Origin of the sequence: Clostridium sp. CS001 (assembly GCF_020443565.1) — a bacterium.
In the GTDB taxonomy this organism is placed as follows: Bacteria; Bacillota; Clostridia; order Clostridiales; family Clostridiaceae; genus Clostridium_AD.
In genome coordinates, this window is the sequence record NZ_JAIZZN010000007.1 from 50,472 (window position 1) to 71,564 (window position 21,093).

Here is a 21,093-nt window from a genome sequence, read left to right on the forward strand (position 1 = left end):
TGATAATAGTCAATATGCGTGTAGATTAAATAAAGTATTTAATAGGTATAATGCAGCACTCTTTATTTGGGTTAATAAAAAACAGGAGGGCTTTTTTATGCTGGCAGAAAAAAGACAGATTGATGATCTAAGCGAGATCATAAGAAATTTAACTATAGTGCCAGTAGAAGCCGTGATTGATATTGCGCAAGTATCGCAGGCACAAATGCAAATAGATCTTTTACATGAAAATGATGATGGATATATAACTATAGCCCTTAAAAAAGATAATACCTGGAGGCAGCATCACTACAAAGTGGACGAGCTTAAAGAAAACATAGACAAGGTTATAAGCATAGACAATGCAAATATATATTTAAGTCCCAATTCTTTTTATAAGCCTACGAGGCGAATAGAAAATATAAGAAAATTAAATTCACTATTTATAGATTTAGACTATTACACACTTGAAGAGTATAAAGGTTTAACAGCAGATCAGATTATATGGCTACTTGAGAAAGATTATTTTAAAAGATCTGTTCCACCACCTAGTTTTATAGTTATCTCAGGGCAAGGAATGGTTATTTATTGGCTTATAAATCCGGTGCCGCATATGGCACTTTCTCTTTGGAACGCAACGCAGAAATTCTTTTTGCAGAGATTAAAAGAAATAGGCGCTGATGCTAAATCAATTGATGCAGCTAGAGTATCCAGGCTCTCAGGAACTATTAATCAAAAGAATGGACAAGCAGCTAAAATATTAGTTTTTAATGAAGAAAGATATGATCTTCGTGATATTCAAGAGAATTATCTTCCCGAGCTAAATGGTTATGTCAAAAATCCAGGTGTAAAGAAACCTGGAAAAAAATCAAAGGTTGTAAAATTATATAATCTTTATAGTCTTCACCACGCAAGGCTAATGGATCTTGTAGAGCTTCAGACCTTTAGAAAAGGATACTGCAGGGATGAAAAAGGAAACTTAGTAGAAAAAGGCCAAAGAGAGCTAATGTGTTTTTTATATAGATACTGGGCATGTTGCTTTAGTAGTGACCTTAATAAGGCTTTAGAGGACACTTTAGAGTTTAATAAGGGATTTATATGCTCATTACCTGAAAGTGAGGTTAGAAGCCAAACTAACCAGGCAGAAAAAGCATATAAGGCGTGGATGGAGAATGTATTCGAGAATAAAGAAAAAGAAGATGTTGTAGAGCAATTAAAAATTGAAATTGGACAGGGCTATGATAAAAAGAAAAACAGGTCTGGATATAAATATAAGGGTTATAACTATAAAAATACAACACTTATAGGCCTTTTAAATATTCTTGAAGAAGAAATGAGGCATCTTAAGACTATTATTAATAAGAATGAGATTAAGAGAAGAAATAATAATAGTCATAAGGTTAAAAGAAGAGATGAGGAGGGGCTAACTAAAAGACAACTAGAAAAGTTAGAGAATATAAGAGAAGTAAAAGAACTTAAAGATAAAGGATTAAGTCAAAATGAAATTGCTAGAATGCTAAATATAGGGATTTCTACAGTTAAGAGATATTACAAGGAAATAAAGGAAGATTTTCAAAATAGTTTGGTATCACGAAACGTCCTATAAAATTATGGGTGTAACCTGGCTCCCTTTTTTATTTTTTCTGTGGGATCCTCTCAGGGTCTTTTTGGTTATATACATATGGTTGGTACAAAAATAACACTGATACTTATTATAAGGTGAATTGCTAACAGTATAGAATTGATATTAACAATTTAAAAATATAAACTAAAAAGTATGATAATAATAGAATTTGGGAGTTAAATTCATTATATGAACAGATATGAATGAATTTAACCAAACATAAGGGTGTAATTTCTTTATTTTTTGCGTATACTAATATTAATAGAACCCACCACGCCTCTTTACAATGCGCACCAGGTGGGACATTTTATTTGTGGGTGATATAATGAATAATATAATTTATAGCAAGACCCCTACAACTTTTGAAGAGCAGATAAAGATATTAAGAAGTAGAAATCTCATTATTAATGATGAAAATAGTGCAATTGATATATTAAGTAGAGTTAATTATTATAGGCTAAGTGCTTATATGTTAACATTTAAGTCAGAAGATATGTTTTTTAATGATACTACAATAGAAAATATATATAATACTTATTGCTTTGATAAAAAATTTAGAAATTTGTTGGTTGGGGTATTAGAAAGTATAGAAATTGAATTTAGGACACATATTGCATATCATATAGCGCATAAATATGGAGCTCTAGGTCACTTAGATTATAATAATTTTATTAAAGCCCATTTTCATGAGAAATATGTTAGTACAATAGAAAGTGAAATTGATAGAAATAGAGAAGATCTATTTGTAATACATCACAAGACTAAATATAATGGACAGGTCCCGGTTTGGGTAGTAATGGAGATTACTACCTTTGGCACACTCTCAATGTTTTTTAATAATTTAAAAATTGAGGATAAAAAAGCAATAGGTTTAATGTGTGGCGATATACATTATTCATTACTTACAAGTTGGCTAAAGTCATTATCTCATATTAGAAATGTATGTGCTCATTATAATAGAGTTTATAATAAAAGATTTAATATTAAACCCGTAATTCCTAAGAAGTATGAGGAATATCAAATAGATAATGAAAGAATATTTGCGTTCATTTTAGTCATAAAACATAGTATACAGAATAAAAATGAATGGGATAGTTTTTTGATAAATTTAAAAGCATTGATAGATCAATACGAAATAATAAATTTAAGTTTAATAGGATTTCCAATTAATTGGTATGAAATATTAGTTAATAACACAGTACATAAATGAACTACTTATAAAACAAATGGTATTTAGCATGAAAAGTCTTCAATCCTTAAAAGGTTTTAAATGGGTTGAAGACTTTTTATATTTTTATATGGTTTTAAATTTAAAATTGACATTACATCATATTTGATGTAATATTTTAATGTAATGATATACACTAAATTTGATGTATATCATTATATTAATAAGATAATAATATAAAGAAAGGAAGGTACGATGGACGTTTATACTTATACCACAAAAGGGGATAAAGATCTGATTTACGATTATATCAATAACTTACCTATGGAAGGTCAAGCTGTTGCATTAAATATAATCGCTAAAATAGAAAGAGATGGACACGGGGCGTTAGAGATTTTAAATACAAGGCAATTAAAAAATAAACTATGGGAGATTAAGTTTAGTCAAAATAGGTTAATGTATGTAATTGCTGATGAAAACAGTATGTATATCCTTCATGCTTGTAAAAAGCAAAAGGGAAAAGCAGAACAGTTTGAACTAAGTAAGGCGATAAAAAGAGCAAAAAAACTTGGTGAAGATTTAAATAAAAGTTTTGTATAAGGATGCCCCTCCTTATACAAAACAATCCCCTTATTAAAAAGTATAAAGTGCACTCAAAATATCTTTCATGTAGTAATAAACAAAATAAACATCAGGCATGTTTCAAAAAAAATTATAAGGAGGTGTTCTAAATGGGATTTCATAAAGTTAATCCAAATGATGAAATACAAAAGGCCATAGACAATAACAGTGAGTTAGACGCTCATATTAAAGAAGCGGATGCACAGTATGAATTAATTAAACGGTTAGTTGAATTTAGAAAAGATATAGGATTAACTCAAAGCGAAGTTTCCAAAAAGAGTGGGTTGACTCAACAAATGATATCTAGAATAGAGAAATTAGATAATTCACCAACATTGGATAATTTCATTAAGTATGTAGTGGCATTAGGATTAATTATAAAATTAGATAAAATTAATGATGAACGATTATGCTCAGGTTAGTACAATGTAAAATAAATTAAAATTATTTTATTAATAACAAAACAGGAGAGAGGAGATATCATCTCTCCTGTTTTGTTATTTGTTTAGATAATTGGAAATATCCTTGTAAATGTTACATAGTCTACTCCAGTTTTTCGGTTTAATATTATAATTATAACTAAAATATTAAAAACTATAACCTATTATAAAATATTATCCCAAACAAAATGTTAAATTTGATATTATGTAATAAAACTTGCATATTACTATATGGAATGGTATAAAATATATAAGAAGAGTTTGCAATAGGTTATAAACTATTGCGTAATACATATTTATATAACCCCAAAAAGTATAGGAGGTCTAAAATGTTAATTGAAAAAATTCGAATAGATGGATATAAGAATATATCCAATACTATGATTGAACTTCAAGATTTAATAGCACTTGTAGGACTTAATAATTATGGTAAATCAAATATTATAGAATCAATAGATTTTGCACATAAATTTATAAAAGAAACTCCAAATGGTAAGTTAGAGATGATGCAATTTGTAAATGCCATCCCCTTAAATATTAAAACAGCTGATAAAAACTTTGTTTTTGAAATAGAATATACTACTGAGTTTGAAAAAAAAGATATATGCATAAATTATGAATTTGAATTTGAATGGCCTAAAAATAATGGTACTGGGGCCAAAATAATAGGGGAAACTTTAAAAATCAAGGATAATGTAAAAGGACAGAAATTTAATACTCATATAAGCAGACATAAAGGGAAATCATTTTACAAATCATCAGAAACAGGAAGATGCGATAAAAACATACTAATTGAAGATGATAATTTAATAGTTAATAAATTGACCAATTATGATGATTTATTTTATGTAGAGGTAATCAAAGAGCTAACTAACTTAAGGTTTGAAATAAACTTATTTTTAGATACAGTAGATGCTTTTGGCATAACTCCCATCCGGATGAAGGGAAATCCAATATATAAGTTAGATAAAAGGACAGGTAATAATATTGCTGAAATTGTAGATCATTTAAGAAGGGATGATAATTATAGATATGAACTTCTAATAAATTCATTTCTTGATCTATTTCCGAATATCACCAATGTAGAAGTTATGTCACATTCTTTGAATATTTCAGATGAAAACAGGTTTGAAATACCTGAGGATGCACCCTTTACTATAGTTGAGAAATTCTACACTATAAGGGTAAAGGAGCATACCAATAATCAATATATGAACTTTGAGAACTTATCAAATGGTACTAAGAGAATATTTATACTCTTAACTGCTGCAATTTTAGCTGATAAAGATAAAGTACCTTTAATTGCTTTTGAAGAATTAGAAGACTGTATCCATCCTAAATTATTTCAACAATTGATAATGATTTTGACCCAAGTAATTCAAAATTGTAGAATAATTATTACAAGTCATTCTCCATTTTTAATACAATATTTAGATTTAAAAAAGATATATATAAGTGTTCCATCAGATGATGGTATTGCTATATTTAGAAAGATAAAAAAGTTAAAGCAAAAAACTATAGAAAATAGAGCTGCTAATTTAAATATTTCTACAGGAAGCTATATATTTGAAATGCTAATTAATTATTATGAGGATGAAGAAGAATCTAATCTATGTTCTTTATTGGAGTGTGATTAGTATTATGTCAGAAACTCAAGGTCTGGGTTTAGTAATTTTTGTTGAAGGACAGACAGATAAAGAATTTTATAAAAAGATGGTAGAATACTTAAAATCTAAATATCCAGATAAAAGATCTATACCTGTTATTTATAAAAATTTGCAAGGCGTAACTAATTACAATAAAGCAGCAAGTATTTTTCAAAATGACATACTGAAGAAAGGCAATGTTTCAAAAGATGATAAATTTTTGATAATTTGTTCTTACGATTATGATGTGTTTAAAAATCCATATCAATTGAAGCCACCTGTGGAATGGAAAAAAGTAAAAAATGATTTAAAAAAACAAAAAAATGTAATAGCCATTTATGAGATAAAAGCACATGACAGTATTGAGGATTGGTTTTTAAAGGATATCACCGGCCTATGCACTTATTTAAAAGCAAAAAAGATCCCTAAATTAAGAGAATTGCAAGGAAATACTGGTGAAAAGAAAATAAAATATTTGTTTTTAAAAAATGCAAGAGTATATCAAAAAGGTCATAATGTACATAAATTTATTGATAATTTAAATTTCGAATTATTATATACTGAATTGAAAGAAGAATTAAAAACTCTGGTGAACTGTCTGTTTTCAGAGAAATAACTAAACAAAATCAAAAGCCATCATATTTCCGTATGATGGCTTTTGATTTTAATATTAAACGCAATAAAAAATTTCTTATTTAAAACAGTATTTCCTTATTGCATAAACTTATTGATTAAAACGCAAATATTAAACGCTTTTTATAATTTCATCTATTGATTTTATTAAAACAATGGTGTATTATATGTAATAAGCAATAAAAACAAGCTTATTACTTTCCTTAATCTATAAAATCAACATATAATGTAAATATTGAGTTATATATATATGCGTATTGTGTATATATAGAAATAATATACCAAGGAGGTGAACTGATGGATATTAGAAACAAAAATTTACCCGACATCAATGATGAAAATCACACATATGATAGAGAATCTTTTACAGATGGCCTAAGAAAAGACGGTTTTAGTTGGAATGAAGTAAAAGATATAGCAGATGACTGGGAACGTCATATAGATGACTAAAATTATACAAGGAGGAAAACAGTATGAATAAGAATCAACACGTAACACCTCATCCAGGTGGTGGGTGGCAAGTAAAAGGAGCTGGTAATTTAAAGGCAACAGTTAAAACAGATACCCAAAAAGAAGCTATAAATGTTGCTCGAGATATTGCTAGAAATCAAAATACTGAATTAATTATACATAGGAAAAATGGTCAAATTAGAGAGAAAGATTCCTATGGAAATGATCCGTATCCTCCCAAGGGATAATAATGATATTCTTATCAGTCAGGTTAAGAGAAAAGTTAATCTGATTGGTTTTGAATTGATATTAAATTTTATTGGTTTAGATATAGGGGTTATACGCCTAAAACTCCGAAAATTTTGAGGGGGTATGTCCACGATTCGTGTAAAAACCATAGTATAAATAAAAAAACTGTAAATTGTATCATTTATCCATTGAACACCCTAAGATACATTAGTTTATGATTAAGTCGTTTACTCATACTGTGATTCTTTGTATAAATTGTTGCCATACTCCATACAACCTATTCTCCGAATTTCACCAATAGCATGGCAACATATACACTTGCTAGGCCATTATATTCTTTAGAAATAAGAATCCAATTGATTTGGATAAAATAATTTCAGATTTAATTTTGAAATAAATTTACAAAAATTTCGGGAGTTAAGGTGTAGAACCCCATGTAAGATTAAATATGCAAGGGCCTACTTAATGGTCAGTAAAGTTAAAACTGCTCCAAAAGCCGGATTATATATAGATTCCTCATAAACAGTTTCACCAGGTGCGGCATCTTCAAGCCAACATTTAGCTGGTAGTGTACCTTTTCGAATTTCTTCTACGATACTTGGATTTTGAAAGAAGGATGCAGCCTCACTATTTTGAGGAATCCTATCTACTAGTGGTCTATTCCCTTGGAATGTCTTAATAATTTCGTGATTTTTAGACTGAACTACCGCATATTTATCTTTGGAGTATTGAACAATTTTATTTAATAAGACAAATAATGATACATCATATTTTTTAGTAGCAAGATCTTTTAAACTTTCTATCGATACTTCATTTTTGATACTATTTTCTAAATGAAGCTTTGGCACAATTAAACTAGCTGCAAAATTCTGTGCTTCTATTTCATGAACATCTTCTGTATGTAATGTAGAAGAGCCAGATTTTCTAATACTATATTGACCTTTTGTATGCCAAGGTATAATTGCATGACCAATTAAAGCAGCTATGGTGAATTTTTTCCTTTGTACATTCGTTATTTTCTCATTAATGATAATTATTTTTTCTTTACCGTTGATAAGTAACCCTTCAAATTCATTTTCAATCTCTTCTTTGTAAATAACTATATTAAGTGATTTTGCAATTTCATAGACATCGATAGGAAGTTTATTCATATCTAAGTCTTTCAAGATATAATCAGCATAATTTGAACCTTCATTTAGTACGGGTATACTACTATCATAATACCCTTGTGTTAGAAAAATAGCATATTCTAAGAGTTTATTTTTGTTTGCTACAGATAAATTATCAACTATTTTTAAAAGCATTTTAAGTGTTTGATCATTTATATTGCTAAAGCCCATTTCATTACCAGATATTAAATAATCGGTGGTAACATCTAGTGCATTCGATAATTTTATAAGAGCTTCATAAGATGGATTTCGAGTTCCGGATTCGTACTGACTGATTCCAGGTGGTTTTAAACCAGCTCTCTTTGCAAGATCAGTTTGTGTAAAGCCAAGCTCCTCTCTTCTTTTAACAATTCTTTCTGATATAGACATAATATATTCCTCCTTATACTTGACTATAGAATTCTAGCAGTAATTTCCTCTCTAAATTGAAAGGCTACTGCTATATCAGCTTTCACATACAAATTAAGTATTCGTTAGTAATAAAACTACATTTACAATAAAAACCAGTTACTTAAAATTTATTTATATCAGGAAAGCTTTAAAATTCTAAAATACACTTAATATAAAAGTGTATAAATAAGAGTCAATAATATTTATTATAACAATAATTATAATAAATAATAACATATACAGAGGTGAATAACAATATTTATAACGAAGGTTATAAATATTGATTACATTTGTTATTGACAATGATTTTCTAGTTATGCTATAATAAGCTTAATATAATGTTATTAAAAATCATAACGTTATTGCAGAAAATCTTAAATAAAAAAAGGAGGTAAAATTACTATCATGAAAAGCAAAAAAATATAGCTAATACAAACGGCAATTTGTATCAGCTACCTAAGGCTCTTGAATAAGGATGTATATTTAACCTATATTACTATACTTTTATATTCTACAAAAGTATAAAGATTCCTTCTTTAAAAGAGACCTGAAGATATAAACTAAAATTTAAAAAAGAAGGAGGAGGATCATAGATGATTCTTCAAAGTATTAAAAACTTACCAATTTTAACAGAGTCTGTAACAATTGATGTAACGCCACTTTCACTATATGGACATGCAGAGGATATTGCAAAAATTACTGCTAACATTAAATTAGAGGGCCCCATGATAGAAGATACAAAGTTCATATTACCGGTTTGTGAAGGGATAAAACCACCTAAAATATACCTTCCCAATGGAACACCACTGAATATTGATTCTTTTGAACCTACTGCCGAGGCAGATATAGCACAAATTCCAAGTATGATGCAGCAGGCTTTAAATACCTATATAGAGACACCAACTTTAGATGCCATGAATGAAGCAGTAAGTATTATGTCCATGTACTCTGAATATAAACAAAACAGTCAAACTATTACTATTCCTGCAGGTCAGCAATACATCACCTTCAGCTATAGTAAATTCATTCCAAGAAATGACGATGGTACATACACATTGGAAACAATCGTACCACTTTCTAGTTTTACTCTAAACAATACACCAGGTGCAAAAGCAAATATTATTATATTAATGCCTTTTGAAATGGCTACTGACATGAGCAAGATAGTGGACGCAAGGTGGACAGCTCCTAATGGACAACCTCAAGAATTGATTAGAACTACAATAGGGGAGAGAATTACTCTTTCACAATATTGGCAGTATGATCCACAAGTTGTAGTTAGATATAGATATTAGTAAAATGTCTCCCCAACTTCTTTGGGAGTTGGGGAAATCAAAAATAAAATTAGATAAGAAAAATATAGTTCACCATTATAAGAATAGAGAGATCTTAAATATATAAACTTTATATATTTATAATTATTTCAATGTAGATTACATTATGAATATAATTAAATTTAAGTGGAGGTGTTTAGAAATAGATAGATTTGATTTTTTAAAAAATAGATTTGTATATGTAGCATTATTAATACTTACAGGTGTACTTGGTTACTTTGCTTATAATATGATTCATACTTTGCCAAAGCCTGGCACAATTCCTGAATTTATAAAATATTATTTTCAATCACCAAATACATATTTTAAAACAACGATTCTAACATTTGGTGCATTCTTTGTTTCTATATCTTTAGGAGCATCTACCATATTGCATGGAGCGTGTATTGAAGACCTTCATATTGCAATAAGGGTTCTTATTATAATTATTGGTGTTAGTATAATTGCGAGTAGTTTTTATTTTTTTAGTTATTTTATACTTTTAATAGTATCAATTTTAATTATTGGAATTATCGCTATAGTTTTGCTAAGCGATAGCGGGAAAGGAAGGCGCAGGTATTAAGTTTAAGCACAGATATTGAAGAAATTTTATATTTCAAGAAAAAATAAAAATGCTTTAAAATCCATGGTGGATAGTAAGATATAATGATCTTGCTTGTTTTTGAAATTTTTTATAATGAGTGATTACGAAAAATTCCAAAACTAAGCAGACCTAAGCTGCGATTTTCCCGCAGTATAATTGAAATATAAAGTATGCTAATTCAGACTACAAAATTTAACAAAAGAAAGGATGATATACATGGACAAAAATGCTTTACTATTGATTTCAGATAAGTTTAAAGATTTGACAGGCTATATTGGAAATCTGTTATTTGACATTAAAAAAGGTTGTTTTATATTGGTTGGTATAATTTCTATCTTAGTGCAGATATTATCTGGATTAAATCTAGATAAATATAAATTATATAGTTTTGCCACCATTTTCATTTTTTTATGGATTCTTTTCAAGTTTATTTTTGAATATACTCTAGATAAGTTTAGCAAGGCAAATCCCATCCAGTATGGAATCTTATTTTTGCTTTTAGTAGCGCTTGTTTCTTTTGGTGAATTATTTAGTTTTACTTTATCAGCATTGAGTAGTGTATCCATTCATTTACAACAATTTACTAATGAAAATGCAATAATTGCTATAAATTCTACAATCCCATTATTTGGATTTATTAAGAAAATATACTTACCACTTTGTATATTTTCTTATAAAAAGTATACAAATAAAACTATCAAGGCACTAATTTATGCACTAAGCTTTTCATTGCTGACAAATGGAGTTTTGCTGTTTTACTACCCTGGGATACTCCCAATCTTTGTAGCCAAACTTACTGCGTGTGCAATCTTATTTTTCAAGTATAAAAAATTAAAATTATGGAAAGAGAAGACTATCAACACAATAAATTATAGATACTTAATAAATAGGAATGGTACAATTGATCAAATTTATAAAATTGGATTTGATCGTAATTTGTTTTATATAAAAAAATATAATAAAGTAGGAATTTCTAATGAGTGGAAGCGAATTGAATCCGCATTAAATGAAAACCAATGCCTAAGTTTGCAAATCATTGGAAATAAAAAAAGATCCCAGAAAAGAACTAATTTGGAGCAACAATATAACAGTGTTAAATATCGATTTACTTTTATATCAGGTATATTACTGACTTTATCTATAGTTTTTAATAACAGAGCACTCACTTTATATAACAATAAAAGTACAATAATTGATGCGATTGCTGTGGCTTCAATAGGAAATTTGTTTTGGATAATGGGATTTTATTTAATTGGAACTCTAGCATATATAGCAATTAGTTCAATAAAAAACAAGAAATATGATAAATACATTTTAATATTTATGCTAATTCCATGGATAATCGCGTGTAGCTATTACTTATTAAAAGGAACTACTTTATTTATAATTGCAACAGTTATCATTGGATTGGTATTGATATATATGAAATACGATTCCGAATATAAAATGAAACACGTTTAATTTAAATTGAGCATTCGTTACCTAAAATGATCACTTATGGAACAATGATAAAAATAAAAACAAGATACCACTCTTGTTTTTAGGTAATAATATATATTTCTAATTATTCAATATATTCAGTTGCTATCTTAGAAAGTGTTAGCAACCTTTCTACTGGAATGGCGGACACCGGAATATATCCACTGGAATTTTTAATTCAGCACAAAGCTCGGAAATTTTGGCTATAGCAAGTGCAGAACCAAAAAGGATGATGGTAACAACTTATGCGAATCGTTGCCGTACCCATTTAAGAGAAACATTCTTCTACTAAAAGCACATAACCCCTTAAGAATTTCGTCTAAGAGGCCCTTAGACGAAGTTCTACACTACACCTAGAGAACTACCTATTACGGAATGTTGCAAATTAGGAGATTTGCGACGTGGTCTATGGGTAAGATTATCTTAGAAATTTAGAGGCGTTATTTTTTTATATAAAGTCCCATTTATCTACAAGGTAAATATACTTCTAAAGTCGTTAATATTACAGCACATTAGGTGATAATTTAAGAGGAATATTTACTGTGAAAGCATTGAAAATGCTGATAAATGTATATAAATAAATATACACACGGGCACGTTCACGGTGCCGTGCATGGGTACATGCATGTTACCGGTTATGTTTTAGGCAATAGGAAAGACATCTGGTTCCTATTGCCGGTTTTTTCCCATTGCTATACAACTACTGTTGTGGCTGCTTCAAATTAAGCTCCTCAATATATCGTACAAGTTCCCATACATTTGTATAGGGATTACTTTCAATAATATCTTTTAAACTTAATATTGATGAGTTTTTTTCAGAATTCAATAATGATCTTCCAAGGCTTTCGTGATAAGCTTTAAGTTTAACTGAATTTTTAATTGCTTCTGCTATTTTATCCTGTAGAAGAATATTGATGCACTTGTTTTTTTCATAATCTTTAAGAGGTGTTTCTTTCACCAGTTTATTTTTTACTGCATCATAATTCTTAAGGTTAGCAGTTGTATAAATGTAATGAAGTAAATACCAAATCTCAAAGCAAGGGTTTGAGATTCCTAGATTTATAAGCGTCTTTCTTTCCTTCTCATAGTCCTTTGTTTTTTTATAAGCTCTTTCTAATTCCTCTACCCTTTGATTTATAGGGTCTGGATTCTGGTAGTTTAAATCTACATCAATTAAACACCAAACACTGTCACCGTCACATTCGTTTATGTCATACTTATGCTCTATATAATCAATTGCTTTATCTACAAGATGAGAAGGATCCGTTTTTCTACTTTTATTTTTACCAGCAGAGTTTTTATCTGCAATCTTTATATCAACATTAACATATTTCAGGTTGAACTCTTTAAAGTAATTAACCTCTGTATCCTTACCTTCAGATATAATTAAAATTGTTGGTTTAACCGTGCGTTTGCGTCTTTTATCTCTTGATAAGTCTCCAATAGTCCTTTTTACTCCCATAGACAATCACCTTTCATATAAGGAATTGCCCCATATTTACCTTGCAGATATCCTTTTTCAATAGCGGCATCTTTTCTTACAGTGAAATCATCTAAGGAATACAAATCAGTACTATTATCTTCTTTCTTTTCTGTAAACCATATTTGATCTCTTCTAAAAAGATCTTGATCTAAGAGATTGGTATCATGGGTTGAAAAAATAAGCTGAGCATTATTTTTGTTGATTTCAGGATTTTGAAAAAGTTCTACTAAAAATCTTGTTAAATGAGGATGCAGTCGTATATCAAGTTCATCAATAACAAGAGAGCTTCCTTGTTCTAAAACATCAACCCAAGGTCCTAAAAGCCCAAAAAGCTTTTGTGTTCCATCAGATTCTTCCCCTAAATCAAATTCTACTAATTCCTGCGAATTATTAATCCTATGCGCTGTATTAACACTTAAAAGGTTATTATCATTATTGCTTAAAAGGTTTGATTTTGCCTCTTCCGTTAAATATTTAAACAGAGGATTATCTTTTTTATCAAATTCAATTTCTGTAAAAGTTATATCTTCTATATCTTTTATAGCATTTTTCATTAATGATTTCACTCTTTTATTAATGATTTCACTTTCTTTCATTAGATTAGCAGTAAATTCTTCTAATCTTTCGTGAGAAATAATAATTTGCACGCTGCTAGTTAGCCACTTAAATGGGATTTGAGCATTTTCATATTCCCACAAACTTGCAGTGGAAAGATATAGCTTATTTGGCGAATCAAATTTGTTTTTTATTTGAGTTTGTAATTCTATATCACTTGTAAACTTATACTCAGTGGTATTTTCTCTTTCAAAAATTATACTTTGTCTTCCCTTTGGATAGTAGTAAAGATATTCATCAATAATTTTATCCTCAGTGGCTGAAAAGCCATAGGCATATTTTACACCTTCTGTTTTAAAAATAATTTCAAAACTACTAGGCTTATCAAGCCATGCTCTATCAAGCTTAAATGGTTTTACATTTATTTTTCTTCCCTTTTGCATTTCATGAGACATATTTAAAAGTCTAGCTAAAAATCCTATACCACGTAATACGGTTGTTTTACCAGAAGCATTTGCTCCATATATTACAGCTGTATTTAAAATGTGCATCCCTTTATCTGCATTTTTTATAAGATTATTTTCATGAGATATATCTTTTGATGCCACCATACTTAAAGTTACTTTGTCTTTTATAGACATATAATTTTCTATACTAAATTCCATTAACATAATGAACCTCCAATAATTTATAGTCAGTTGCTACATAGTATATTCTACATATAATACTGCTTATAAATACAGTATACCCATAACTATGTGAAAAATCCACAAAAAATAACTTTTAATCATTAAAATAACCAAATTTATTTTTAAATATGTAGACAAACATTTTCAATGGTGATATAGTGAGAATATAACAAATATATGAAATATGGCATTATAAATTTAATATTTGTGAAAAAAAAGCGAAAACACGCATTTAAATAATAAAATACAGTATTTACAGGAGGCATTGTATTATGAAAATAGTGTCTTAGCTTAATAAATAGAAAGGAGTGATATCATGCCTAACAAAAAACAAACAAGTAATAAAATGTCTACATTAGCATCGGATGTATTAAGAAATCCAAATGCATCAAAAATCCAAAAATCACTTGCAGGATCTGCTTTATCTCAAAAGGGTACTGGCAATCAGACTGGTAGTAAAATGGAACACGTAGCTTCAAAAGTTTTAAATAGTGACAAATATAACGATACAACTAAATCACTTGCTGGTACTGTTTTAAGCCAGTCAAATAAAAATAGATAGCGAGCTACTAATAAGTTCGCTAATCTATATGAAAGGAGAGGTTTTATGAATAAAATGCATGACTATAGTGTAAATGGACATCCAAAAGTAAAATTTATTTTTTACTTAACTGTAATTTCAGGTATTATCGCTACTATAATAACCAAAGCCATAGAGTATTTATTTAATCAAAAGTTTCATTTTGGTGTAAACTTTGGAATTTCTACCCCTATAGTATTCTCAGTGATATATTTCATATTTTCAAAATGGTTATGGAAAATTAGAATATTCGGAGAGATTTTTAAATTCCCTAATTTAAATGGTGAATATGAAATTGAGGGATTATCATTAAAAAATCCAACTGGAGTGGAAATACCTTGGACGGGATTTTTAACTATAGAACAAGATTGGAATGAAATATTGATTGCTTTAAGAACCAGCACCTCAAGTTCTAGTTCTTTGAGTGTTCAAGGGAGTATTGAACATATTCCTAGGAATGGATATAAGCTAAGTTATAACTATAATAATAGACCTGACATTAGCGAAGGCGATCTCTATTCCCATGATGGAACTTGTAAAATAATGTTTACTGAAGATATTCTATCTGGAAATGCGGAATATTATAACAACGGTAAGGAACGGCCATCACATGGAAAAATGAAATTAAGGAGGAGTGCTAATGCTTAAAAAAACATATAGTGAAAGACTTAAATCAATGAAGGAAAGAAGAACAGATATTGATTTCATAATACAAAAATCAGCCACTGAAAAATTTTCATATGCCAGTTATTTAACTGAAGCTTACGAAGGATTAAAAGAGAATGATGTTTATAAGTATTTTATTGGTTCAATGGAGGGCGTTGACAAAATTTACACCAATAATACTTATAAGGAAGCTGAAAGAGTTCAAAATCAGCTAGATAAAATAAAGGATAGTAATTTAAATTTTAAATATGAATATCAAGGCTCTGTATCAAATAATACACATATTAGAGCACATAGTGATATAGATATACTTGTGCTTATTGAAAAGTTTTATACTGTTGAACATCCACAAGTTCCTATGTATCCCTATACAGGTGATCCTGTAGAAGATCTCATGGAACTTAGGATGAAATGCGAAAAACATTTAACATCAGCTTTTTATGCAGCTGATGTAGACTGTAGTGGTGCTAAAGCTATTGGTTTGTCAGGAGGCTCTTTGAAAAGAAAAATTGATGTTGTTCCTTCAAACTGGGTTAATACAAATGAGTACTCTAAAAGCCTGAATAAGATTCATAGAGGTGTCCAGGTGTTAGATAAATACAAAAGAGTACAAATTAAAAACACCCCATTTTATCACAATTATTTGCTTAATGAAAAGGACAAAGCTTGCTTATTTAACTACAAGAAAGTTGTTAGACTTCTGAAAACATTAAAAGCAGATGCTAATAGTGAAATTAACTTTAGTAGTTATGATATAGCTGCAATAGTCTATTCTATGGATAATTCAAAATTTGCAGTTTATGATAAGCACTTATTGTTGCTAAAAAATATTAAAGAATATATTAAGTATGTATTAGAATCATCAGTATATAGAGATACACTTTATGTACCTGATAGATCGAGGAAAATATTTGATGATTCAAGTAAAGTTAGTGGTTTAAAGATATTAAAGGTGGAAATTGATACACTTTATTATGATATTGTTGATGATTTATCAAGAAATAGAATCCTATTAGAAACAAAAACATTTGCAGTATAACTTAGCATAGTTAAATCATTAATTATTTTATATACTGATATCAAAATGTAAATAAGTATCCGCATTTGAATTTAAATGCGGATACTTAATGACGGGTGGACTAGCTTGTGGCCAAGGAAATGGACTAGCCAAGGACGGCTTGTTAATTTCCTTGAGCTAGAAGCTTGTCCACCCGTCCCCCCTCAATGAAAGGACTAGCTAGTGAAGTGGAACAACCAAGGACGGTTAGTACACTTCGGTTGCTTGTCCTTTCATTGAGGACTCCGGAGCACTACCCAAGCATAATCACTTGTGGTAAAAACCTTAGATCTATTCACATAATAAAGCTCGCGTTTTCATTAAAATAGCGAATTTAAAACTAAATCATTAGTCAAAAACCTACGAGCAGCTGTTTTATGAGAAAACCGTTAGCTGGTGCATGAAACTTAAACACTTAAGAACGCCACTAAACCATCTTTATATCAAAAGGAAGCAAAACTAGTTGCACTATGAAAACTAAGTATAATAGGTATACTAGCTATAGAACTAAAGTAAGCATGCAATAGTTTTTAAAAACTAAATCTAAATCTAAAATTACTATAAAACATAACTAGCACCAATGTATCTTTAAAATGGATAGAATTTTTTGAAATAATAATATTAAGAAGAAAAAAACAATTCCTGCTGCGCCAGCAGTAGGAATTGTTACCCCTGGGGGAAGGGGGAGTTATTTTTTTTGCTTTGGACAAGGTTACTGACTGCTGATGAGCTTAAATAGAAACATATATGTGCGGTACCTTAATAGAGTGTTGTACCTTTGAACAGTGAGTAAGATTGTCTAAAGCTTCCTTTTAGTATAGGAGCAGTGAAAGAGCTTGTAGCACATTTGGAATTCGTATGAAGAATGAAGGAGAATTTTAAATGTGGACACGCCTTTGACTGCTCCTCCTTGTGAGGAATACCCGGAAAAGGACCTCGAAGAACTACCCAGACGCCCTTGAGGGTTGGGTGCTCTATTTACTTTAGGCTAGTTTACTGACTGCTGATGAGATTAAATAGAAAAGTAGAAGTTACGGTATCTTAATAGATTGTTTTACTTGTAGGCAGTGAGTAAGGTTGTCTAAAGTTTCCTTGTTTCTTTGACCACAGAGGAATACCCTAGAGCCTCACCTTTGGGGCCGGGTGGGGGAGTTTATAAAAATTAGAACAGCTGAATTTTTGCAAGGACACAGAGGAATACCTATGAGAGCAAATATTGAGCTGGTTTAATTTATCTCATTACACATGCTTATACATAAAAATCAACGGTATTTCTTACTGTATTTCAATTAGCAAAAAAATAAATAAGTAGATCTAATTCAAAGAATAGACTGATTACTTTTGTTTTTAAATTATAGTTGTTAACAGTTAATAACCATGATATACTAACGCTAATTGGAGGTGTTCCCATGGCAATTAATAAAGAAACTCATGTTATAGTACCTGTTGTTATGAGTATAGAAATGGAGAAACAACTAAAGGAGCTGGCAAAACAAAGTGAACGGAGCAGATCCGCACAAGTTATTACATATATTAAAGAAGGTATAAAAAAGGAAATAGGAAGAGGGGATATATAATGGCACAAATAATTGCAGTGAGCAATCAAAAGGGTGGCGTTGGTAAGACTACCTCCACGTTAAACCTAGGAGTAGCTCTTACTGAACTTGGCATGAAGGTATTAATGATAGACCTGGACCCTCAAGCAAGTTTAACAATTTCAATAGGCCTTGAACCGGAGAATTTAGAAAAAACAATTTATAATGCACTTATTGACGATGTAGATATAAAGAAACTTATTTTATTTAATGAACTACTCTACTTCGTACCATCCACCATAGACCTTTCTGCAGCAGAAATGGAGCTAGTATCTGAAGTTGGCCGCGAATTCAAGTTAAGAGATGCTCTAGACCCAGTGAAAGAAGATTTTGACTATATATTAATTGATTGCCCCCCTTCCCTTGGATTACTGACTATTAATGCATTAGTTGCCTGTGATGTTGTAATTGTACCTATGGCACCTGAATACCTTGCATTACGTGGATTTAATTTGCTTGAAAAAACTATGGCTAAAGTAAAAAAACTCAACAAAAAACTTACCTTAATGGGGATATTAGTAACTTTATATGATAACAGAACAACACACCACAAAGATGTAGTTGAAGAGCTTAGAAAGAGTTATCCTGTTTTTGATTCCATGATAAAAAAGTCAATAAAATTTCCAGATGCAGTGCTGGCCGGGCAACCAATTATGACCTTTGATAGAAAATTTGAAGGATCTGTTTCTTATCAAGATTTAGCTAAGGAGGTTATAGCATGGCAAGTAACAAAGTAAGTCTGGCTGATAAAATGAAAAAAGTAAATGAAATGCAATCACAAGGAGTAAAAAAAGGACAAGGTGCAGATTCATTTTTTAAAAGCACTATAGAGGTAGAAAGTGTTGAAAATAAAAGTAATTCTACGAACATAGATACGGATACAGACACGTACACGGGCACGTCAACAAGCACGGATATGATTACGAGTACCGATTCTGTGCTAGATTCTCTGCTAGGCAGTAATGAGCAGTTTGTACGATGTGTGGCTTATTTAAGAAAAGATCAATCTGATTTTGTAAAGGACCTTTCAAAACAATTGACTAAGAAAAACAAAGGTAAAAGAATAAAAGAATCAGAAATATTTAGAATGGCTATGGACATGCTTATGGATGCTGTAAAAAAATAAGCTAAGAAGAGCAATTGCTTACAATGTTTTGTGTCCATTCACGGGCACGTACACGTTACCGCGAATGGACACAAATACGTTATTGGGACTGCAATGCAATATATAACTCAGTTACATGGAGCCTCACCGACATTTCTCTGAATCGCACCAATAGGATACATAATCACTTTTGTATTTTTCAAGATTATCAAGATTAATAAGAATTGAAAATTTATATTTAAGTTGAATATGTTCATCATAGTCCATGGCGGCGTTATTCTAATTACTCACACTACATTTTACCTTGAACAATTAAAAAATAGAGAATCAGGATTAACTGATTCTCTATTTTTTAATTTAATTTTGTTGCTGTATTTGCATTCCGCTTATAACTCTCTCTGTCTTGCTCTTGTATTGAGGTATTTTTTCATTGGAAAATACCCAAGGATTATATAGAAATACATGCAAATGATCATTGACTATTTATAAATTTAATATTACAATTAAAACATAGTAATTACAACATGTTTACATATATTAGACTGTATTACAAATACAAAATATATTATGAGGTGATAACATGGAAGAGATAAAAGAAAATAAAAGTATAGTTACAAGTTACAGATTAAGCCAAGATACAAAAGATAAACTGCAACAACAGTTGAAGGATCTTGGCATGACACAGGAACAGTATTTCAATAAAGCAGTAAGTGCCATGGAACTGGAGAATGTGAAACAAAATAGTTTTTTAATTAAAGATACAACAGTTATACAAAGTAACTTAGATGCAATACTGAATGCATTTATAAGTATTGCAGATAGCAGCAATAATTTAATAAGCAATAAGGATGCAGAGATTGAAGTAGCAAAGATAAAATATAAAGATATGTTATTAGATAAAGAAATTTGTATTACAGAGCAAAAGAAAGAATTACAAGAGGTTTACGCTAATTTAAATGTATTACAAAATCAAAATGATAATAATACAAATGAATTATTAAATATTGGCATCGAATATAATAAAAAGCTTTCGCAGATGGAAAGTAATTTAGCAGATAAATCAAGTTTAATTACAGAATATAAGCAAAAAAATGATGACTTAATGAGCATTGTAAGTGAATATAAGCAATATAAAGAAGAGGTAGATCAGTATAAGAAGTTACTTGCACAGGCGCAAGCAAGAGATATTGATAATGGTAATATCATTAAAGATAAGGATAATATTATTAAGGAAAAAGATTATAATATTAATTCGTTAAATAAGAACATAGTGGACCTAAAGCAAGAAAGCCAAAGGGAACTGGAACAATTGAAAAAAGAAAGTGAATTAAACACTAAGCTAGCAATAGCAGATATAAAAGAAGATTTAAATAATAGGTTTAACCAAGAGCAAGCAAAACATAATAAGGATATAGAAGAATATCAATCAAAATATAAAATGCTACTAGAAGAACTTGAAAAGGAAAGAAGTATTCCAAAGGCTAAAAATGTTACTGGCCCTATTGAAGATAATAAATAAATTCAGGCTGGTTCTTCATAGAGAGAATACACAAAATTATTTACATGCCCAAAATAGTTTGGTATCATGAATCATTCCG

Annotated in this window: 21 protein-coding genes; 18 read left to right on the forward strand and 3 right to left on the reverse strand. The window is 29.7% G+C overall.

Annotation, left to right across the window (positions count from 1 at the left end; translation table 11 throughout):
- Window positions 1-97 precede the first annotated feature (97 nt).
- From LGK97_RS06650 to LGK97_RS06685, 8 genes are all read left to right on the forward strand, one after another.
- On the forward strand, window positions 98-1,585 hold the full coding sequence (locus LGK97_RS06650) for a DNA-binding response regulator (RefSeq protein ID WP_226258974.1): 1,488 nt from the start codon (window positions 98-100) through the stop codon (window positions 1,583-1,585).
- Between the two features lie 343 nt (window positions 1,586-1,928).
- Window positions 1,929-2,813: an Abi family protein gene (locus LGK97_RS06655; RefSeq protein ID WP_226258975.1), complete on the forward strand. Its 885-nt coding sequence runs from the start codon at window positions 1,929-1,931 to the stop codon at window positions 2,811-2,813.
- 213 nt (window positions 2,814-3,026) lie between these two features.
- Window positions 3,027-3,371, forward strand: coding sequence for a type II toxin-antitoxin system RelE/ParE family toxin (locus tag LGK97_RS06660; protein WP_226258976.1), 345 nt, complete (start codon window positions 3,027-3,029; stop codon window positions 3,369-3,371).
- A gap of 131 nt (window positions 3,372-3,502) precedes the next feature.
- Window positions 3,503-3,814 carry a helix-turn-helix domain-containing protein gene (locus tag LGK97_RS06665; protein WP_226258977.1) on the forward strand — a complete coding sequence of 104 codons (312 nt, stop codon included), beginning with the start codon at window positions 3,503-3,505 and terminating at the stop codon, window positions 3,812-3,814.
- 347 nt (window positions 3,815-4,161) lie between these two features.
- On the forward strand, window positions 4,162-5,469 hold the full coding sequence (locus tag LGK97_RS06670) for an AAA family ATPase (protein ID WP_226258978.1): 1,308 nt from the start codon (window positions 4,162-4,164) through the stop codon (window positions 5,467-5,469).
- A gap of 4 nt (window positions 5,470-5,473) precedes the next feature.
- Window positions 5,474-6,094 (forward strand): DUF4276 family protein, encoded by a 621-nt coding sequence (locus LGK97_RS06675; protein WP_226258979.1) that lies wholly within the window; start codon window positions 5,474-5,476, stop codon window positions 6,092-6,094.
- A 314-nt stretch (window positions 6,095-6,408) separates the two neighbouring features.
- A complete protein-coding gene (locus tag LGK97_RS06680; RefSeq protein ID WP_226258980.1) occupies window positions 6,409-6,561 on the forward strand; it encodes a hypothetical protein in 153 nt (50 codons plus the stop codon).
- Between the two features lie 23 nt (window positions 6,562-6,584).
- Window positions 6,585-6,809, forward strand: coding sequence for a DUF2188 domain-containing protein (locus LGK97_RS06685; RefSeq protein WP_226258981.1), 225 nt, complete (start codon window positions 6,585-6,587; stop codon window positions 6,807-6,809).
- 459 nt (window positions 6,810-7,268) lie between these two features.
- Here LGK97_RS06685 and LGK97_RS06690 read toward each other — a convergent pair whose 3' ends face one another.
- Window positions 7,269-8,348: a helix-turn-helix domain-containing protein gene (locus LGK97_RS06690; protein WP_226258982.1), complete on the reverse strand. Its 1,080-nt coding sequence runs from the start codon at window positions 8,346-8,348 to the stop codon at window positions 7,269-7,271.
- A 614-nt stretch (window positions 8,349-8,962) separates the two neighbouring features.
- Between LGK97_RS06690 and LGK97_RS06695 the strand changes: the two genes are divergently transcribed.
- The 3 genes from LGK97_RS06695 to LGK97_RS06705 all read left to right on the forward strand — a co-directional run bounded on the left by LGK97_RS06695 (window position 8,963) and on the right by LGK97_RS06705 (window position 11,747).
- Window positions 8,963-9,664 (forward strand): hypothetical protein, encoded by a 702-nt coding sequence (locus tag LGK97_RS06695; protein ID WP_226258983.1) that lies wholly within the window; start codon window positions 8,963-8,965, stop codon window positions 9,662-9,664.
- Between the two features lie 145 nt (window positions 9,665-9,809).
- Window positions 9,810-10,265, forward strand: a complete 456-nt coding sequence (locus LGK97_RS06700) for a hypothetical protein (RefSeq protein ID WP_226258984.1) — start codon at window positions 9,810-9,812, stop codon at window positions 10,263-10,265.
- Window positions 10,266-10,502: 237 nt separating this feature from the next.
- The gene (locus tag LGK97_RS06705) at window positions 10,503-11,747 is read left to right on the forward strand and encodes a hypothetical protein (protein ID WP_226258985.1); all 1,245 of its coding nucleotides are present in this window, start codon (window positions 10,503-10,505) and stop codon (window positions 11,745-11,747) included.
- A 718-nt stretch (window positions 11,748-12,465) separates the two neighbouring features.
- Here the strand turns inward: LGK97_RS06705 and LGK97_RS06710 are convergent.
- Together LGK97_RS06710 and LGK97_RS06715 are read right to left on the reverse strand one after the other, a co-directional pair.
- On the reverse strand, window positions 12,466-13,227 hold the full coding sequence (locus LGK97_RS06710; RefSeq protein ID WP_226258986.1) for an RloB family protein: 762 nt from the start codon (window positions 13,225-13,227) through the stop codon (window positions 12,466-12,468).
- The gene (locus tag LGK97_RS06715) at window positions 13,218-14,474 is read right to left on the reverse strand and encodes an AAA family ATPase (RefSeq protein ID WP_226258987.1); all 1,257 of its coding nucleotides are present in this window, start codon (window positions 14,472-14,474) and stop codon (window positions 13,218-13,220) included. The genes LGK97_RS06710 and LGK97_RS06715 overlap by 10 nt, the downstream gene beginning before the upstream one ends.
- 334 nt (window positions 14,475-14,808) lie before the next feature.
- Here LGK97_RS06715 and LGK97_RS06720 point away from each other — a divergent pair, with 334 nt between their 5' ends.
- The 7 genes from LGK97_RS06720 to LGK97_RS06750 all read left to right on the forward strand — a co-directional run bounded on the left by LGK97_RS06720 (window position 14,809) and on the right by LGK97_RS06750 (window position 21,014).
- Window positions 14,809-15,054, forward strand: a complete 246-nt coding sequence (locus LGK97_RS06720) for a hypothetical protein (protein WP_226258988.1) — start codon at window positions 14,809-14,811, stop codon at window positions 15,052-15,054.
- 45 nt (window positions 15,055-15,099) lie between these two features.
- A complete protein-coding gene (locus tag LGK97_RS06725; protein ID WP_226258989.1) occupies window positions 15,100-15,720 on the forward strand; it encodes a hypothetical protein in 621 nt (206 codons plus the stop codon).
- Window positions 15,713-16,777, forward strand: coding sequence for a hypothetical protein (locus LGK97_RS06730; RefSeq protein WP_226258990.1), 1,065 nt, complete (start codon window positions 15,713-15,715; stop codon window positions 16,775-16,777). The genes LGK97_RS06725 and LGK97_RS06730 overlap by 8 nt, the downstream gene beginning before the upstream one ends.
- Before the next feature lie 1,427 nt (window positions 16,778-18,204).
- Window positions 18,205-18,372, forward strand: coding sequence for a hypothetical protein (locus tag LGK97_RS06735; protein WP_226258991.1), 168 nt, complete (start codon window positions 18,205-18,207; stop codon window positions 18,370-18,372).
- Window positions 18,372-19,127: a ParA family protein gene (locus LGK97_RS06740; protein WP_226258992.1), complete on the forward strand. Its 756-nt coding sequence runs from the start codon at window positions 18,372-18,374 to the stop codon at window positions 19,125-19,127. Before LGK97_RS06735 ends, LGK97_RS06740 begins: the two co-directional genes overlap by 1 nt.
- Window positions 19,109-19,516, forward strand: a complete 408-nt coding sequence (locus tag LGK97_RS06745) for a hypothetical protein (protein ID WP_226258993.1) — start codon at window positions 19,109-19,111, stop codon at window positions 19,514-19,516. The genes LGK97_RS06740 and LGK97_RS06745 overlap by 19 nt, the downstream gene beginning before the upstream one ends.
- A 559-nt stretch (window positions 19,517-20,075) precedes the next feature.
- Window positions 20,076-21,014, forward strand: a complete 939-nt coding sequence (locus tag LGK97_RS06750) for a hypothetical protein (RefSeq protein WP_226258994.1) — start codon at window positions 20,076-20,078, stop codon at window positions 21,012-21,014.
- Window positions 21,015-21,093 lie beyond the last annotated feature (79 nt).

Coding starts and splice junctions, on each gene's coding strand:
- LGK97_RS06650 (WP_226258974.1), top strand. CDS start 98: ATGCTGGCAGAAAAAAGACAGATTGATGATCTAAGCGAGATCATAAGA.
- LGK97_RS06655 (WP_226258975.1), top strand. CDS start 1,929: ATGAATAATATAATTTATAGCAAGACCCCTACAACTTTTGAAGAGCAG.
- LGK97_RS06660 (WP_226258976.1), top strand. CDS start 3,027: ATGGACGTTTATACTTATACCACAAAAGGGGATAAAGATCTGATTTAC.
- LGK97_RS06665 (WP_226258977.1), top strand. CDS start 3,503: ATGGGATTTCATAAAGTTAATCCAAATGATGAAATACAAAAGGCCATA.
- LGK97_RS06670 (WP_226258978.1), top strand. CDS start 4,162: ATGTTAATTGAAAAAATTCGAATAGATGGATATAAGAATATATCCAAT.
- LGK97_RS06675 (WP_226258979.1), top strand. CDS start 5,474: ATGTCAGAAACTCAAGGTCTGGGTTTAGTAATTTTTGTTGAAGGACAG.
- LGK97_RS06680 (WP_226258980.1), top strand. CDS start 6,409: ATGGATATTAGAAACAAAAATTTACCCGACATCAATGATGAAAATCAC.
- LGK97_RS06685 (WP_226258981.1), top strand. CDS start 6,585: ATGAATAAGAATCAACACGTAACACCTCATCCAGGTGGTGGGTGGCAA.
- LGK97_RS06690 (WP_226258982.1), bottom strand. CDS start 8,348: ATGTCTATATCAGAAAGAATTGTTAAAAGAAGAGAGGAGCTTGGCTTT.
- LGK97_RS06695 (WP_226258983.1), top strand. CDS start 8,963: ATGATTCTTCAAAGTATTAAAAACTTACCAATTTTAACAGAGTCTGTA.
- LGK97_RS06700 (WP_226258984.1), top strand. CDS start 9,810: ATGAATATAATTAAATTTAAGTGGAGGTGTTTAGAAATAGATAGATTT.
- LGK97_RS06705 (WP_226258985.1), top strand. CDS start 10,503: ATGGACAAAAATGCTTTACTATTGATTTCAGATAAGTTTAAAGATTTG.
- LGK97_RS06710 (WP_226258986.1), bottom strand. CDS start 13,227: ATGGGAGTAAAAAGGACTATTGGAGACTTATCAAGAGATAAAAGACGC.
- LGK97_RS06715 (WP_226258987.1), bottom strand. CDS start 14,474: ATGTTAATGGAATTTAGTATAGAAAATTATATGTCTATAAAAGACAAA.
- LGK97_RS06720 (WP_226258988.1), top strand. CDS start 14,809: ATGCCTAACAAAAAACAAACAAGTAATAAAATGTCTACATTAGCATCG.
- LGK97_RS06725 (WP_226258989.1), top strand. CDS start 15,100: ATGAATAAAATGCATGACTATAGTGTAAATGGACATCCAAAAGTAAAA.
- LGK97_RS06730 (WP_226258990.1), top strand. CDS start 15,713: ATGCTTAAAAAAACATATAGTGAAAGACTTAAATCAATGAAGGAAAGA.
- LGK97_RS06735 (WP_226258991.1), top strand. CDS start 18,205: ATGGCAATTAATAAAGAAACTCATGTTATAGTACCTGTTGTTATGAGT.
- LGK97_RS06740 (WP_226258992.1), top strand. CDS start 18,372: ATGGCACAAATAATTGCAGTGAGCAATCAAAAGGGTGGCGTTGGTAAG.
- LGK97_RS06745 (WP_226258993.1), top strand. CDS start 19,109: ATGGCAAGTAACAAAGTAAGTCTGGCTGATAAAATGAAAAAAGTAAAT.
- LGK97_RS06750 (WP_226258994.1), top strand. CDS start 20,076: ATGGAAGAGATAAAAGAAAATAAAAGTATAGTTACAAGTTACAGATTA.